The sequence below is a fragment of the Subtercola lobariae genome (genome assembly GCF_014640255.1).
GTDB lineage: Bacteria > Actinomycetota > Actinomycetes > Actinomycetales > Microbacteriaceae > Subtercola > Subtercola lobariae.
In genome coordinates this window covers 391,329-404,237 of record NZ_BMGP01000002.1, presented here as the reverse complement: position 1 = coordinate 404,237, position 12,909 = coordinate 391,329, and the positions used below count along the sequence as shown (strand labels likewise).

Below are 12,909 nucleotides of genomic sequence, written 5' to 3'. Positions count from 1 at the left end.
AATCCAGAGGATAAAAACATGGCTATTCGCAAATACAAGCCGACTACCCCCGGTCGTCGCGGTTCTTCAGTTGCAGACTTTGCAGAGATCACCCGCACCACGCCTGAGAAGTCGCTGCTTCGCCCGCTGCCCAAGACCGGTGGCCGTAACAACGCCGGCCGCATCACGACCCGTCACATCGGTGGTGGCCACAAGCGCCAGTATCGCGTCATCGACTTCCGTCGCAATGACAAAGACGGCGTCAACGCCCGTGTCGCCGAGATCGAGTACGACCCGAACCGCACGGCGCGCATCGCGCTGCTGCACTTCGTCGATGGCACCAAGCGTTACATCATCGCTCCGAACAAGCTGTCGCAGGGTGACATCATCGAGTCGGGTGCCGGGGCTGACATCAAGCCGGGCAACAACCTGCCGCTGAAGAACATCCCCGTTGGTACCGTCATTCACGCGATCGAACTGAAGCCGGGGGGAGGCGCCAAAATGGCACGTTCAGCCGGTGCATCCGTTCGCCTCGTCGCAAAAGACGGCCCCTACGCACAGCTTCGTCTGCCGTCTGGTGAGATCCGCAATGTGGATGCCCGCTGCCGCGCAACGATCGGCGAGGTCGGCAACGCCGAGCAGTCCAACATCAACTGGGGCAAGGCCGGCCGTAAACGCTGGCTCGGCGTTCGCCCCACCGTTCGTGGTGTCGCAATGAACCCTGTCGACCACCCGCACGGTGGTGGTGAGGGCAAGACCTCCGGTGGTCGTCACCCGGTCAGCCCGTGGGGTCAAAAAGAGGGCCGCACCCGCCACCCCAACAAAGAGAGCGACAAGCTCATCGTTCGTCGCCGCAACGTCGGCAAGAAGCGTAAGTAGGAGTCGAGAAGATGCCACGCAGTCTCAAGAAGGGCCCCTTCGTTGATGACCACCTGCTCCGCAAGGTTGTCGTACAGAACGAAGCTGGTTCGAAGAACGTCATCAAGACCTGGTCACGCCGGTCGATGATCATCCCAGCAATGCTGGGTCACACGATCGCCGTTCACGACGGTCGCAAGCACATTCCCGTGTTCATCACAGAGACCATGGTCGGTCACAAGCTCGGCGAGTTTTCGCCGACGCGTACCTTCCGCGGCCACGTGAAAGACGACAAGAAGGGTCGTCGCCGCTAACGCGGTGGCGAAAAGGAGGAGAGAAATGGTGGAGTCGATCGCACGCGTGCGTCACATCCGCGTCACCCCCATGAAAGCTCGTCGCGTCGTCAACTTGATTCGCGGCAAGCAGGCCATGGAGGCCCTGGCAATTCTGAAGTTCGCCCCGCAGGGCGCGAGCGAGCCTGTCTACAAGCTCGTCGAGTCTGCAATCGCGAACGCGAAGGTCAAGGCCGACAAAGACAACAGCTACCTCGACGAGCAAGACCTGTTCGTCGCGACGGCTTTCGTCGATGAGGGAACGACCCTCAAGCGCTTCCAGCCCCGTGCACAGGGACGCGCATTCCAGATTCTGAAGCGCACCAGCCACATCACCATCGTGCTCGCCACGCCCGATGAGGCCGGCGTCACAGCTCAGGGTTCCAAGAAGGCAGGAAAGAAGTAATGGGCCAGAAAGTAAACCCCTACGGTTTCCGTCTGGGCATCACGACCGACCACGTGTCGCGTTGGTTCTCTGACAGCACCAAGGTAGGTCAGCGTTACAGCGACTTCGTCGCCGAAGACGTCAAGATTCGCAACCTTCTCACGAAGTCACTCGACCGTGCAGGCGTCGCCCGCATCGAGATCGAGCGCACCCGTGACCGCGTTCGTGTCGACATTCACACCGCCCGCCCGGGCATCGTGATCGGTCGCCGCGGAGCCGAGGCCGAGCGCATTCGTGCCGACCTCGAGAAGCTCACGAAGAAGCAGATTCAGCTCAACATTCTCGAGGTGAAGAACCCCGAGGCCGAAGCTCAGCTTGTTGCCCAGGGCATCGCCGAGCAGCTCAGTGCACGTGTGGCGTTCCGCCGCGCAATGCGCAAGGGCCTGCAGGGCGCCCAGCGCACGCCGAGTGTCAAGGGTGTTCGCATCCAGGTCTCTGGCCGCCTCGGCGGCGCGGAGATGAGCCGTTCGGAGTTCTACCGTGAAGGCCGTGTGCCCCTGCACACCCTGCGCGCGAACATCGACTACGGCTTCTACGAGGCGAAGACCACGTTCGGTCGCATCGGTGTGAAGGTCTGGATCTACAAGGGCGACATCACCAACAAGGAGCTTGCTCGTGAGCAGGCCAACCAGAAGTCAACGCGCCCCGAGCGTCGTGACGACCGCCGCGACGGTGGCGACCGCCCCCGTCGTAACGCGGGCACGACCAGTGCGCCCAAGGCAGACGCCGCTCCCGTGGCAGCTGCAGGAGTTGAGGCCTAACTATGTTGATTCCACGCAGAGTCAAGCACCGCAAGCAGCACCACCCCGGCCGTAGCGGCCAGGCAACCGGTGGCACCACTGTGTCATTCGGCGAGTGGGGCATTCAGGCCCTCACCCCGGCTTACGTGACGAACCGCCAGATCGAGTCAGCTCGTATCGCCATGACGCGTCACATCAAGCGCGGCGGAAAGGTGTGGATCAACATCTACCCCGACCGCCCGCTGACCAAGAAGCCGGCCGAAACCCGCATGGGTTCTGGTAAGGGTAGCCCGGAGTGGTGGATCGCGAACGTCAAGCCAGGTCGCGTTCTCTTCGAGCTCTCCGGTGTCTCTGACGTCGTCGCTCGTGAGGCGCTCACCCGTGCAATTCACAAATTGCCTTTGAAGGCACGCATCATCAAGCGCGAGGAGGGCGACGCATAATGGCGATCGGTTCTAAAGAGCTCACTCCCATCGAGCTCGACACATTCGAAGATTCACGTCTCGCAGAAGAGCTGCGCAAGGCCAAGGAAGAGCTGTTCAACTTGCGCTTCCAGTCGGCCACCGGCCAGCTCGAGAGCCACGGCCGCCTGCGCGCCGTGAAGCGCGACATTGCACGCATCTACACGATCGTTCGCGAGCGCGAGCTGGGCATCCGTGCCACGCCTGTCGCCGTTGAGGTCGCACCAGTAGAGGCAGCACCCAAGAAGACCCGCAAGGCGAAGGCCGCTCCTGTTGAAGAGGCGCCAGAAGCTGAGGCAACCGAAGCACCAGAAGCAACCGAGGAGGCCAAGTAATGGCTAAGGCAGAAGCAGCAACCGCTGCGTCAGTCGAAACCGTAGCTGCGCCCGATCACGAGCGCGGTTACCGCAAGACCCGTCGTGGCTACGTCACCAGCGACAAGATGGAGAAGACCATCGTCGTCGAGGTCGAAGACCGCGTGAAGCACCCGCTGTATGGCAAGGTCATTCGCCGCACCTCCAAGGTGAAGGCGCACGACGAGGCCGGCACCGCCGGTATCGGCGACCTGGTGCTCATTTCTGAGACCCGTCCGCTCAGCGCTACCAAGCGCTGGCGCCTGGTCGAGATTCTCGAAAAGGCCAAGTAAGCGCCCCGCGCGCTTGCTTACGTAAGGAGTAGAAGTGATTCAGCAGGAATCCCGGCTCAAGGTCGCCGACAACACCGGCGCCAAAGAGCTGCTGACCATCCGTGTACTCGGTGGTTCAGGTCGCCGTTACGCCGGCCTCGGTGACATCATCGTCGCCACCGTCAAAGACGCCATTCCCGGCGGCACCGTGAAGAAGGGTGAGGTCGTCAAGGCCGTCATCGTTCGCACCAAGAAAGAGACCCGTCGTTCTGACGGCTCGTACATCAAGTTCGATGAGAACGCTGCCGTGATCTTGCGCGCGAACGACAAGGAGCCACGCGGCACCCGCGTGTTCGGCCCTGTCGGTCGTGAGCTGCGCGACGCTGCATTCATGCGGATCATCTCGCTGGCACCGGAGGTTATCTAATCATGGCGAACATCAAGAAGGGTGACCTGGTTCAGGTCATCTCAGGCGCAACCCAAGAGCGTGGCGGAGACCGCGGCAAGCAGGGTCGCGTCATCGAGGTTTTGGCCTCAAAGAACCGCGTCATCGTCGAAGGCGTGAACTACGTCAAGAAGCACGTGCGCGTCGGCCAGACCCAGCGCGGCACCAAGACCGGTGGCATCGAGACCGTCGAGGCCCCGATTCACGTGTCGAACGTTGCGCTCATCGACCCCGAGACCAAGAAGCCCACTCGCGTCGGCTTTCGCGTCGAGCAGGTCACCAAAGACGGCGTCACCAAGAACGTTCGCGTTCGCTACGCCAAGAAAAGCGGCAAGGACCTCTAATGACTGACACAGTAACTGCAGCGCCGACTGGCAAAATCCAGCCGCGCCTTAAGCAGAAGTACAAGGCTGAGATCATTCCCCAGCTCACCAAAGACTTCAGCTTCACGAACATCCACCAGGTTCCGGGCCTCATCAAGGTCGTCGTGAACACCGGTGTCGGTGAGGCAGCCCGTGACGGCAAGATCATCGATGGCGCCGTCAAAGACTTGACCGCCATCACCGGTCAGAAGCCGCAGGTCACGAAGGCCCGCAAGTCGATCGCCCAGTTCAAGCTCCGTGAGGGCCAGCCCATCGGCGCCCACGTGACGCTTCGCGGCGACCGTGCCTGGGAGTTCCTCGACCGGTTGCTCTCTCTCGCTCTTCCCCGTATCCGCGACTTCCGTGGTCTCTCCGACCGCCAGTTCGACGGCCAGGGCAACTACACGTTCGGTCTCACAGAGCAGTCGATGTTCCACGAGATCGATCAAGACAAGATCGACCGCGTTCGCGGTTTCGACATCACTGTCGTGACCACTGCAAAGAACGATGACGAGGGTCGCGCGCTGCTCAAGGCGCTCGGCTTCCCGTTCCGCACGGCAGACAACGCCTAGTCAGAACAGCAGTAAACCAAGCTCAGCAATTCGGCTGAGCTTGGCAGAGACCACAGGTCGGCATCCTCGAAAAGGGTGTCGAAACCAGGCCAGAAGGGCAACACTCCAATGACAATGACAGATCCGGTCGCAGACATGCTGACCAGACTGCGCAACGCTAACTCGGCATTCCACGAAACCGTGTCGATGCCGCACAGCAAGCTCAAGTCGCACATCGCCGACATTCTGAAGAGCGAGGGTTACATCTCCGAGTGGCACGTCAAAGACGCTGCCGTCGGTCAGACGCTGACCCTGTCACTCAAGTTCGGGCCGAACCGTGAGCGCTCCATCGCGGGCATCAAGCGCGTTTCGAAGCCCGGCCTTCGCGTCTACGCGAAGTCCACCGAGATTCCCACCGTTCTGGGTGGCCTCGGAGTAGCAATTCTTTCGACGTCGTCAGGTCTTCTGACCGACCGACAGGCCTCACAGAAAGGCGTGGGCGGAGAAGTTCTCGCCTACGTGTGGTGATCACTGATGTCACGTATTGGAAGACTACCGATCGAGATTCCTGCTGGAGTCGACATCACCATCAACGGTCAAGACGTTAAGGTGAAGGGCCCGAAGGGCGAGCTCGCGCTCACCGTCAAGGCCCCCATCGAGGCGAAGATCGAAGACGGCCAGATTCTAGTCACCCGCCCCGACGACGAGCGCGAATCGCGTTCGCTGCACGGCCTGACCCGCACGCTCATCGCGAACCAGATCATCGGCGTCACTGAGGGCTACACCAAGGGCCTCGAGGTTGTCGGTACCGGTTACCGCGTGGCCGCCAAGGGCGCGAACATCGAGTTCGCACTCGGCTACTCACACTCCATCACCGTCGAGCCGCCCGCGGGCATCAGCTTCACGGTCGAGGGCGTCAACAAGCTCACTGTCAGCGGTATCGACAAGCAGGCTGTGGGCGAAGTAGCTGCCAACATTCGTAAGTTGCGCAAGCCTGAGCCTTATAAGGGCAAGGGTGTGCGCTACGCCGGCGAGGTCGTTCGTCGCAAGGCCGGAAAGAGCGGTAAGTAATCATGGCTACAGGAACTAGAGGCAAGAGCAAGGCCGCAGCACGCGGTCGTCGCCACGACCGCCTTCGCAAGAAGGTCGTCGGCACGGAGGTTCGCCCCCGCCTGGTGGTCACCCGCTCGGCCCGTCACGTATTCGTTCAGGTCGTCGACGACAGCAAGGGTTTCACCGTCGCTTCGGCGTCGACGCTCGAAGCTGACCTGCGCACCTTCGAGGGTGACAAGTCGGCCAAGGCCCACAAAGTGGGAGAGCTCGTCGCCGAGCGCGCCAAGGCTGCTGGCATCGAAGCAGTCGTATTTGACCGCGGTGGTAACCGCTACGCCGGGCGCGTGGCGGCAGTCGCCGAAGGCGCTCGAGAAGGTGGACTTGACCTGTGAGTGACGAAAAAGCAAAGGAAGCTGACGTGGCAGAAGCTACGACCGCAGCGGCCACCACGGCCGAAGCGACCACAACCGAAGCTCCCGCAGCCCAGAACGAGCCTCGCGAGGCTCGTCGTGGTGGCCGCGAGCGCAACCCCAACAAAGACCGCGGGTCACGTGACTCTGAGAAGAGCCAGTTTCTCGAGCGTGTTGTCACCATCAACCGCGTCTCGAAGGTGGTGAAGGGTGGTCGTCGCTTCAGCTTCACCGCTCTCGTCGTCGTCGGTGACGGCAACGGTCTGGTAGGTGTCGGGTACGGCAAGGCCCGTGAGGTGCCGACCGCAATCTCGAAGGGCGTCGAAGAGGCCAAGAAGAACTTCTTCCGCGTTCCCCGCGTCGCCAACACCATTCCGCACCCCGTTCAGGGTGAGGCGGCTGCCGGTGTTGTGCTTCTTCGCCCCGCTGCTGCGGGTACCGGTGTTATCGCCGGTGGCCCCGTTCGCGCGGTGCTGGAGTGTGCGGGCATCCACGACGTTTTGAGCAAGTCGCTCGGGTCGTCGAACACCATCAACATCGTTCACGCGACCGTCGAAGCCCTCAAGCAACTCGAAGAGCCTCGCGCCGTGGCAGCACGCCGTGGCCTGACTCTCGAGCAGGTTGTGCCGGCTCGTCTGTTGCGTGCCCAGGCTGACGCAGATGCTGCGGCGGCCCTCGCAAAGGCAGGTGCGTAATGGCTACGAGCCTCAAGATCACGCAGATCAAGTCCAAGATCAGCGAAAAGCAAGACCAGCGCGATACCCTGCGTAGCCTCGGTCTTCACCGCATCGGCCAGTTCGTCGTGCGTGAAGACAACTCGCAGAACCGTGGCTATGTGCGCCACGTCGCTCACCTGGTCAAAGTCGAGGAGATTGACTAATGACTGACGAGAAGAACGACGCTACCGAGGTAGCGCCGAAGAAGGCGCCTGCCACCAAGGCAGCGCCCAAGGCTGACGCTGCTCCCAAGGCGAAGGCTGCGCCGAAGACTGAGACCGCTGCTGCAAAGGCCCCCAAGGCTGCTGCAGCGAAGGCTGAGGCTTCGACCGACGCCCCCGCCGCGAAGGCCCCGAAGGCTGCTGCTCCCAAGGCCGCTGCCGCGAAGGCTGCCAAGGCTGAGACCGTGACGGAGACCAAGCCTGCGAAGGCGAAGGCCGAGCCGGCCGAAGCTCGTGAGCAGGTTCTGAAGGTGCACCACCTTCGCCCCGCCGCGGGTTCGAAGAAGGCGCGTACGCGCGTCGGCCGTGGCGAAGGCTCGAAGGGTAAGACCGCGGGTCGTGGCACCAAGGGCACGAAGGCGCGCTACAACGTGCGTCTCGGGTTCGAGGGTGGCCAGATGCCGCAGCACATGCGCACACCGAAGCTGCGCGGGTTCAAGAACCCGTTCAAAATCGAGTACCAGGTTGTGAACCTCGACCGTCTGGCCGAGTTATACCCGTCAGGGGGTGAGGTCACGATTGCCGACCTCGTCTCGAAGGGTGCCGTTCGTAACAACGAGAAGGTCAAAGTTCTCGGCAATGGGGATATTGCGGTCAAGCTGAACGTCACCGTCGACAAGGTCTCCGGCTCTGCCGAGCAGAAGATCGTCGCCGCAGGTGGCTCCGTCAAGTAACGCTGCATGCTCGTCGCGGGGGCGGCTGTCTTTCTGGCAGCCGCCCTTTGGCCTCCCGGCCCGGCGAGTTCGAGTAGAGTCTTCGTGGGAATTACTTCCTGCGATGACTGTGCCCGCGCAAGTCTCGTTTTTACCTAGCAGGAGGCCGTTTTTTGTTTAGAGCCGTCGGCAGGATCTTCCGTACTCCGGATCTCCGCCGGAAAATTCTGTTCACGCTCGGCATCGTCGCGCTGTTCAGGCTCGGGTCGTTCATTCCCGCGCCCTTTGTCGACTTCGGCAACGTGCAGGCCTGTCTAGCCGCGAACCAGAACACGTCGGGGCTCTATGAGCTCGTCAACCTGTTCAGCGGTGGCGCGCTGTTGCAACTCTCGATTTTCGCCCTGGGCATCATGCCTTACATCACGGCGTCGATCATCGTGCAACTGCTGCGTGTGGTCATTCCGCACTTCGAAACACTGTACAAAGAGGGTCAGGCCGGCCAAAGCCGCCTCACTCAGTACACCCGTTACCTCACCATCGCCCTCGGCGTGCTGCAGTCGACCACCCTCATCACCGTGGCGCGAAGCGGCGCCCTGTTCGGTACGAGCACCACGACGCAGTGCACGCAGCTCATCACGAACGATGCCTGGTATGCGATTCTGCTGATGGTGATCACGATGACCGCCGGTACCGGCCTCATCATGTGGATGGGTGAGCTCGTGACCGAGCGCGGCATCGGCAACGGTATGTCGCTGCTCATCTTCACCTCGATCGCCGCCCGCTTTCCGGGTTCGCTGGTTGCCATTCAGCAGCAGCAGGGCTGGGAGGTGCTCGCCATCGTCATTGTGATCGGCGTCGCCATCATGGCGGCGGTGGTCTTCGTCGAACAATCGCAGCGCCGAATACCTGTGCAATACGCCAAACGCATGGTGGGCAGGCGAACCTACGGCGGCAACAACACCTACATACCCATCAAGGTCAATATGGCCGGCGTGGTGCCCGTGATCTTCGCGTCGTCGCTGTTGTACCTGCCTGCGCTCATCGCGCAGTTCAACCAGCCGAAGGCGGGCCAAGAGCCGGCTGCCTGGGTCACCTGGGTCACGAACTACCTCACCAGCGGCAATCACCCGCTGTATATGTTGCTGTACTTCTTGCTGATCGTGGGGTTCACGTACTTCTACGTGGCCATCACCTTCAACCCCGAAGAGGTTGCCGACAACATGAAGAAGTACGGCGGCTTCATTCCGGGCATCCGTGCCGGCCGGCCGACTGCGCAGTACCTCGACTACGTTCTGACCCGTATCACCCTTGCGGGCGCTATCTACCTCGGCCTCATCGCGCTGATTCCGCTGATCGCGTTCGTGCTGGTCGGTGCCAACCAGAACTTCCCGTTCGGTGGCGCATCGATCCTCATCATTGTGGGTGTCGGGCTCGAGACCGTGAAGCAGATAGACTCGCAACTCCAGCAACGCCATTACGAAGGGCTTCTGCGTTGACACGACTCCTGCTGATTGGTCCACCCGGCGCCGGCAAAGGCACCCAGGCTGTGCGGCTGTCGCAGGCCTGCAACGTGCCGGCAATCTCGACCGGCGACATCTTTAGATCGAACGTTCAGAACGGCACCGAACTCGGTCTGAAAGCTGCAGAGTTCATGAATGCAGGAAAGTACGTTCCCGACAGCCTGACGAACGACCTGGTTCGAAGCCGCTTGAATGAGCCTGACGTCGACAACGGGTTTCTGCTCGACGGGTACCCGCGTACTGCGGCGCAGGTGGCTGAGCTCGACGACATTCTGGCTGGCACGGGCCACGAACTCGACGTCGTCGTGCTGCTCGTCGCCGATTCAGATGAGATCGTGAAGCGCCTGTCGAAACGCGCACTCGAGCAGGGTCGAAGCGATGACACCGAAGACGTGATTCGTCACCGACTCGACGTGTACGCCGAGCAGACGGCCCCGCTGATCGAGATCTACAGCGACCGCGGCCTAGTGGTCGAGGTCGACGGTCTCGGTTCGGTCGACGACGTGACGGCGCGCATCACCGGGGCTCTCGATGCCCGTGGCATCGCCCTTCTCGCCAGCTGACGTGGCCCGCAAAGACTTCTACAAGACCCCTGCCGAACTCCGGCTGATGCTGGCTCCTGGCCTTGCCACGCTCGCGTCGCTCGAGGCCGTTCGTGCGGCCATTCGCCCCGGCATCACAACGAGGCAGCTCAATGACATCGCAGACGCCGCGATTCGCGCTCACGGGGGAGTGTCGAACTTTCAGATGGTGCCCGGGTATCGGCACACCGTCTGCTCGTCGGTGAACGACGAAGTGGTGCACGGCATCCCGGGCGAACGTGTGATTGCGGCTGGCGACATCGTCTCGATCGATTCGGGCGCTGACGTAGGCGGTTGGAGCGGCGACTCGGCGATCACCATCGTGGTGCCTGACCCCGATCGACCCGAGCTGGTGGCTGAGCGCCAGCGACTCGCTGACGTTACAGAAGCGTCGATGTGGCGAGGGATCGCCAGACTTGCAGTGGCACGGCACCTCAACGAGGTGGGCGCGGCAATCGAAGAATATGTGGAGTCGCAGGGCGAATACGGCATTCTCACTGACTACATCGGCCACGGCATCGGCCGGAGCATGCACGAAGAACCGCCGGTCTTCAACTATCGGGTGCGCGCAAAGGGGCCCGACGTGAAACCGGGGCTCGTTGTCGCCATCGAACCGATGATCACGGCCGGCGGAATCGATACCGTGGTGGGCGACGACGAATGGACGGTGTCGACGGCCGACGGGAGCATGGCCGCGCATTGGGAGCACTCGGTGGCCGTGCATCGCGATGGCATTTGGGTGCTGACGGCCGCCGATGGTGGTGCCGCGGGGCTGCGCGCCCTCGGTGTGACGCCGGTTCCGATCGCGTGAACGTCGGGCTCAGCGCGGCGTAGGCTGGTGGGTATGAGCGACGACGTTTTGAGCCAGACATCGATCAAGATCAATGGCAGTGCTTCAACGAGAGACGATGCGATCTCTGAGGCGAACGAACTCTTGCTGGCTGCGGGAGCCGTGACCAACGACTACCTGACGTCGATGCTCGCGCGCGAAGAATCGGAGTCGAGTTACGTCGGCAACTTCTTCGCCGCACCACGAGGCGGAGCCGAGTCGGCGGCCGCTGTTCTGACACCCGGTATCTCGATGGTGCGCTATTCGAAGCCGGTCGATTGGGGCGGCAACGAGGTTCGCTTCGTTGTGGCGATCGCGAGTGATGAAGAGGGCACGGCCCAGATTCTGGCGCGGCTGACCGACATCTTCAGCGACGCCGAACTGGTGGAGAAGGTGCGTCATGCGCCGAGCGATGAGGCGGTCTTCGCCCTGCTCTCGGTGGTCAACGAGCGCTAGGTTCGCGCGAGCATCCACTCACCCGCGCGGCACAATATACACCTAGATTGTGCTAAGCTCGATCTTTGGTGTTTCGAGCGTGTTCAGCGCGCCAATTCACACCGAGAAAACAAACGCACGACCAGCAATCATTACAACGCAGCATTATACAGACAGTGAGTTATGGCCAAAAAAGACGGTGTCATCGAGATCGAGGGCGCAGTGGTCGAGGCTCTTCCCAACGCGATGTTTCGCGTCGAGTTGACCAACGGACACAAAGTTCTTGCCCACATTTCGGGCAAGATGCGACAGCACTACATTCGCATTCTTCCAGAAGACCGCGTGATCGTAGAGCTCAGCCCCTACGACCTCACCCGTGGTCGCATTGTTTACCGCTACAAGTAAACCGCCGCTACACGTAATGATCGCTGAGAAGTAACGGCCCGCCACATCTGGCGGGTACGAAGACAGCGAAAAAGGAACAATCATGAAGGTCAACCCCAGCGTCAAGCCCATCTGCGAGCACTGCCGCGTCATTCGCCGCAATGGCAACGTGATGGTCATCTGCAAGTCGAACCCGCGCCACAAGCAACGCCAGGGCTAAGCAGAAATTATTTCTAACTGAATATCGAAAGCTAGATAGCAAGGCCAGAACCCGGCGGAACGCGAGTTTCGCCGGGGGACACCTGCGGTTGGAGGCCGCAGCACAGGTCTTGCCCCACACCTCCACTCATCTACAGGAGACATGCCACCATGGCACGTATTGCAGGAGTAGACATTCCACGCGACAAGCGCGTGGAGGTCGCACTGACTTACATCTACGGCGTCGGCCACACGAGGGCTCTTCAGACTCTCGCTGACACCGCAATCGATGGCGACACCCGCGTCAAAGACCTCACCGACGAGCAGCTGCTCGCTCTGCGTGAGCACATCGAAGGTACCTACAAGGTTGAAGGTGACCTTCGTCGTGAGGTCGCAGCCGACATTCGCCGCAAGGTCGAGATCGGCAGCTACCAGGGTATTCGTCACCGTCGCGGCCTGCCCGTTCACGGGCAGCGCACCAAGACCAACGCTCGTACCCGCAAGGGCCCGAAGCGCACCGTTGCAGGCAAGAAGAAGGCCCGATAGCCAACACTTGCGGGCCTAGCGCCCCCAAGCAGGCATCGCCATAGACGTTTTTAGGAGAAAACAATGGCAGCACCAAAATCGGCCGCTCGTAAGCCGCGGCGTAAAGAGAAGAAGAACGTTCCCGTGGGCCAGGCTCACATCAAGTCGACGTTCAACAACACCATCGTGACCATCACCGACCCTTCGGGCGCCGTGTTGAGCTGGGCCTCGTCAGGCACCGTCGGCTTCAAGGGTTCGCGTAAGTCGACCCCTTTCGCCGCACAGCTGTCGGCCGAGTCTGCTGCTCGCCAGGCGCAGGAGCAGGGCGTCAAGAAGGTCGACGTCTTCGTCAAGGGCCCGGGTTCAGGCCGCGAGACCGCGATCCGTTCGCTTCAGGCCGCTGGCCTCGAGGTCGGCTCGATCAACGACGTGACCCCGCAGGCGCACAACGGGTGCCGCCCCCCCAAGCGCCGCCGCGTGTAGTTCCATTCCTTTCTTGCCCTAGCGGCGTGACGCCTGTGCGCGTCGCGCCGCTTAGGCCGTTCACTTTGAAAATTCACTATCTCTACATCGCAAGTGTCATATA

24 protein-coding genes are annotated in these 12,909 nt (G+C 61.6%); all 24 read left to right on the top strand.

Annotation, left to right across the window (positions count from 1 at the left end):
- Positions 1-18: 18 nt before the first annotated feature.
- The 24 genes from rplB (at position 19) to rpsK (ending at position 12,806) form a co-directional block, all read left to right on the top strand.
- Complete coding sequence (rplB, locus tag IEX24_RS06235; protein WP_188675376.1) at positions 19-858, top strand: 50S ribosomal protein L2; 840 nt, start codon at positions 19-21, stop codon at positions 856-858.
- A gap of 11 nt (positions 859-869) precedes the next feature.
- Positions 870-1,151, top strand: a complete 282-nt coding sequence (gene rpsS / locus IEX24_RS06230) for a 30S ribosomal protein S19 (protein ID WP_104242462.1) — start codon at positions 870-872, stop codon at positions 1,149-1,151.
- Positions 1,152-1,176: 25 nt separating this feature from the next.
- Positions 1,177-1,575: a 50S ribosomal protein L22 gene (gene rplV / locus IEX24_RS06225; RefSeq protein WP_188675373.1), complete on the top strand. Its 399-nt coding sequence runs from the start codon at positions 1,177-1,179 to the stop codon at positions 1,573-1,575.
- Positions 1,575-2,375, top strand: coding sequence for a 30S ribosomal protein S3 (gene rpsC, locus IEX24_RS06220; RefSeq protein ID WP_188675370.1), 801 nt, complete (start codon positions 1,575-1,577; stop codon positions 2,373-2,375). Before rplV ends, rpsC begins: the two co-directional genes overlap by 1 nt.
- A 2-nt stretch (positions 2,376-2,377) precedes the next feature.
- Positions 2,378-2,797, top strand: a complete 420-nt coding sequence (rplP, locus tag IEX24_RS06215; RefSeq protein WP_136641104.1) for a 50S ribosomal protein L16 — start codon at positions 2,378-2,380, stop codon at positions 2,795-2,797.
- Positions 2,797-3,150 carry a 50S ribosomal protein L29 gene (gene rpmC / locus IEX24_RS06210; RefSeq protein ID WP_188675367.1) on the top strand — a complete coding sequence of 118 codons (354 nt, stop codon included), beginning with the start codon at positions 2,797-2,799 and terminating at the stop codon, positions 3,148-3,150. The genes rplP and rpmC overlap by 1 nt, the downstream gene beginning before the upstream one ends.
- Positions 3,150-3,461, top strand: a complete 312-nt coding sequence (rpsQ, locus tag IEX24_RS06205) for a 30S ribosomal protein S17 (RefSeq protein ID WP_188675364.1) — start codon at positions 3,150-3,152, stop codon at positions 3,459-3,461. Before rpmC ends, rpsQ begins: the two co-directional genes overlap by 1 nt.
- A gap of 34 nt (positions 3,462-3,495) precedes the next feature.
- Positions 3,496-3,867, top strand: coding sequence for a 50S ribosomal protein L14 (gene rplN / locus IEX24_RS06200; RefSeq protein ID WP_188675361.1), 372 nt, complete (start codon positions 3,496-3,498; stop codon positions 3,865-3,867).
- A 2-nt stretch (positions 3,868-3,869) separates the two neighbouring features.
- Positions 3,870-4,229, top strand: coding sequence for a 50S ribosomal protein L24 (rplX, locus tag IEX24_RS06195; protein ID WP_188675358.1), 360 nt, complete (start codon positions 3,870-3,872; stop codon positions 4,227-4,229).
- Positions 4,229-4,819: a 50S ribosomal protein L5 gene (rplE, locus tag IEX24_RS06190; RefSeq protein ID WP_188675356.1), complete on the top strand. Its 591-nt coding sequence runs from the start codon at positions 4,229-4,231 to the stop codon at positions 4,817-4,819. The genes rplX and rplE overlap by 1 nt, the downstream gene beginning before the upstream one ends.
- A gap of 108 nt (positions 4,820-4,927) precedes the next feature.
- Positions 4,928-5,326 carry a 30S ribosomal protein S8 gene (rpsH, locus tag IEX24_RS06185; RefSeq protein ID WP_188675353.1) on the top strand — a complete coding sequence of 133 codons (399 nt, stop codon included), beginning with the start codon at positions 4,928-4,930 and terminating at the stop codon, positions 5,324-5,326.
- Between the two features lie 6 nt (positions 5,327-5,332).
- On the top strand, positions 5,333-5,869 hold the full coding sequence (rplF, locus tag IEX24_RS06180) for a 50S ribosomal protein L6 (protein WP_188675350.1): 537 nt from the start codon (positions 5,333-5,335) through the stop codon (positions 5,867-5,869).
- A 2-nt stretch (positions 5,870-5,871) separates the two neighbouring features.
- Positions 5,872-6,243 (top strand): 50S ribosomal protein L18, encoded by a 372-nt coding sequence (rplR, locus tag IEX24_RS06175; protein ID WP_188675347.1) that lies wholly within the window; start codon positions 5,872-5,874, stop codon positions 6,241-6,243.
- Between the two features lie 26 nt (positions 6,244-6,269).
- The gene (gene rpsE / locus IEX24_RS06170; protein ID WP_188675344.1) at positions 6,270-6,956 is read left to right on the top strand and encodes a 30S ribosomal protein S5; all 687 of its coding nucleotides are present in this window, start codon (positions 6,270-6,272) and stop codon (positions 6,954-6,956) included.
- The gene (gene rpmD, locus IEX24_RS06165) at positions 6,956-7,141 is read left to right on the top strand and encodes a 50S ribosomal protein L30 (protein WP_104242488.1); all 186 of its coding nucleotides are present in this window, start codon (positions 6,956-6,958) and stop codon (positions 7,139-7,141) included. Before rpsE ends, rpmD begins: the two co-directional genes overlap by 1 nt.
- Complete coding sequence (gene rplO / locus IEX24_RS19515; RefSeq protein WP_229715130.1) at positions 7,141-7,872, top strand: 50S ribosomal protein L15; 732 nt, start codon at positions 7,141-7,143, stop codon at positions 7,870-7,872. Before rpmD ends, rplO begins: the two co-directional genes overlap by 1 nt.
- A gap of 152 nt (positions 7,873-8,024) precedes the next feature.
- Entirely contained in the window at positions 8,025-9,347 is a 1,323-nt protein-coding gene (gene secY, locus IEX24_RS06155; RefSeq protein WP_188675341.1) for a preprotein translocase subunit SecY, read from the top strand.
- Complete coding sequence (locus IEX24_RS06150) at positions 9,344-9,934, top strand: adenylate kinase (protein ID WP_188675338.1); 591 nt, start codon at positions 9,344-9,346, stop codon at positions 9,932-9,934. The genes secY and IEX24_RS06150 overlap by 4 nt, the downstream gene beginning before the upstream one ends.
- Entirely contained in the window at positions 9,903-10,763 is an 861-nt protein-coding gene (gene map, locus IEX24_RS06145) for a type I methionyl aminopeptidase (RefSeq protein WP_229715129.1), read from the top strand. Before IEX24_RS06150 ends, map begins: the two co-directional genes overlap by 32 nt.
- Before the next feature lie 33 nt (positions 10,764-10,796).
- Positions 10,797-11,237, top strand: coding sequence for a PTS mannitol transporter subunit IIA (locus tag IEX24_RS06140; protein ID WP_188675335.1), 441 nt, complete (start codon positions 10,797-10,799; stop codon positions 11,235-11,237).
- A 162-nt stretch (positions 11,238-11,399) separates the two neighbouring features.
- Positions 11,400-11,621 carry a translation initiation factor IF-1 gene (gene infA, locus IEX24_RS06135; protein ID WP_022883252.1) on the top strand — a complete coding sequence of 74 codons (222 nt, stop codon included), beginning with the start codon at positions 11,400-11,402 and terminating at the stop codon, positions 11,619-11,621.
- 82 nt (positions 11,622-11,703) lie between these two features.
- Positions 11,704-11,820, top strand: coding sequence for a 50S ribosomal protein L36 (rpmJ, locus tag IEX24_RS06130; protein WP_104242511.1), 117 nt, complete (start codon positions 11,704-11,706; stop codon positions 11,818-11,820).
- 149 nt (positions 11,821-11,969) lie between these two features.
- Positions 11,970-12,344, top strand: coding sequence for a 30S ribosomal protein S13 (gene rpsM, locus IEX24_RS06125; RefSeq protein WP_188675332.1), 375 nt, complete (start codon positions 11,970-11,972; stop codon positions 12,342-12,344).
- 63 nt (positions 12,345-12,407) lie between these two features.
- Positions 12,408-12,806: a 30S ribosomal protein S11 gene (gene rpsK, locus IEX24_RS06120; RefSeq protein WP_136641125.1), complete on the top strand. Its 399-nt coding sequence runs from the start codon at positions 12,408-12,410 to the stop codon at positions 12,804-12,806.
- Positions 12,807-12,909 lie beyond the last annotated feature (103 nt).

What these genes read in the sequence shown, in the direction of transcription:
- infA (WP_022883252.1), top strand. Translation starts at nt 11,400, where the DNA reads ATGGCCAAAAAAGACGGTGTCATCGAGATCGAGGGCGCAGTGGTCGAG.
- rplF (WP_188675350.1), top strand. Translation starts at nt 5,333, where the DNA reads ATGTCACGTATTGGAAGACTACCGATCGAGATTCCTGCTGGAGTCGAC.
- rpmC (WP_188675367.1), top strand. Translation starts at nt 2,797, where the DNA reads ATGGCGATCGGTTCTAAAGAGCTCACTCCCATCGAGCTCGACACATTC.
- rpmD (WP_104242488.1), top strand. Translation starts at nt 6,956, where the DNA reads ATGGCTACGAGCCTCAAGATCACGCAGATCAAGTCCAAGATCAGCGAA.
- rpsC (WP_188675370.1), top strand. Translation starts at nt 1,575, where the DNA reads ATGGGCCAGAAAGTAAACCCCTACGGTTTCCGTCTGGGCATCACGACC.
- rplB (WP_188675376.1), top strand. Translation starts at nt 19, where the DNA reads ATGGCTATTCGCAAATACAAGCCGACTACCCCCGGTCGTCGCGGTTCT.
- rpmJ (WP_104242511.1), top strand. Translation starts at nt 11,704, where the DNA reads ATGAAGGTCAACCCCAGCGTCAAGCCCATCTGCGAGCACTGCCGCGTC.
- rpsQ (WP_188675364.1), top strand. Translation starts at nt 3,150, where the DNA reads ATGGCTAAGGCAGAAGCAGCAACCGCTGCGTCAGTCGAAACCGTAGCT.
- rplV (WP_188675373.1), top strand. Translation starts at nt 1,177, where the DNA reads ATGGTGGAGTCGATCGCACGCGTGCGTCACATCCGCGTCACCCCCATG.
- rplX (WP_188675358.1), top strand. Translation starts at nt 3,870, where the DNA reads ATGGCGAACATCAAGAAGGGTGACCTGGTTCAGGTCATCTCAGGCGCA.
- rpsK (WP_136641125.1), top strand. Translation starts at nt 12,408, where the DNA reads ATGGCAGCACCAAAATCGGCCGCTCGTAAGCCGCGGCGTAAAGAGAAG.
- rpsM (WP_188675332.1), top strand. Translation starts at nt 11,970, where the DNA reads ATGGCACGTATTGCAGGAGTAGACATTCCACGCGACAAGCGCGTGGAG.
- rplO (WP_229715130.1), top strand. Translation starts at nt 7,141, where the DNA reads ATGACTGACGAGAAGAACGACGCTACCGAGGTAGCGCCGAAGAAGGCG.
- rplE (WP_188675356.1), top strand. Translation starts at nt 4,229, where the DNA reads ATGACTGACACAGTAACTGCAGCGCCGACTGGCAAAATCCAGCCGCGC.
- rplP (WP_136641104.1), top strand. Translation starts at nt 2,378, where the DNA reads ATGTTGATTCCACGCAGAGTCAAGCACCGCAAGCAGCACCACCCCGGC.
- IEX24_RS06140 (WP_188675335.1), top strand. Translation starts at nt 10,797, where the DNA reads ATGAGCGACGACGTTTTGAGCCAGACATCGATCAAGATCAATGGCAGT.
- rplR (WP_188675347.1), top strand. Translation starts at nt 5,872, where the DNA reads ATGGCTACAGGAACTAGAGGCAAGAGCAAGGCCGCAGCACGCGGTCGT.
- rpsS (WP_104242462.1), top strand. Translation starts at nt 870, where the DNA reads ATGCCACGCAGTCTCAAGAAGGGCCCCTTCGTTGATGACCACCTGCTC.
- map (WP_229715129.1), top strand. Translation starts at nt 9,903, where the DNA reads ATGCCCGTGGCATCGCCCTTCTCGCCAGCTGACGTGGCCCGCAAAGAC.
- rpsH (WP_188675353.1), top strand. Translation starts at nt 4,928, where the DNA reads ATGACAATGACAGATCCGGTCGCAGACATGCTGACCAGACTGCGCAAC.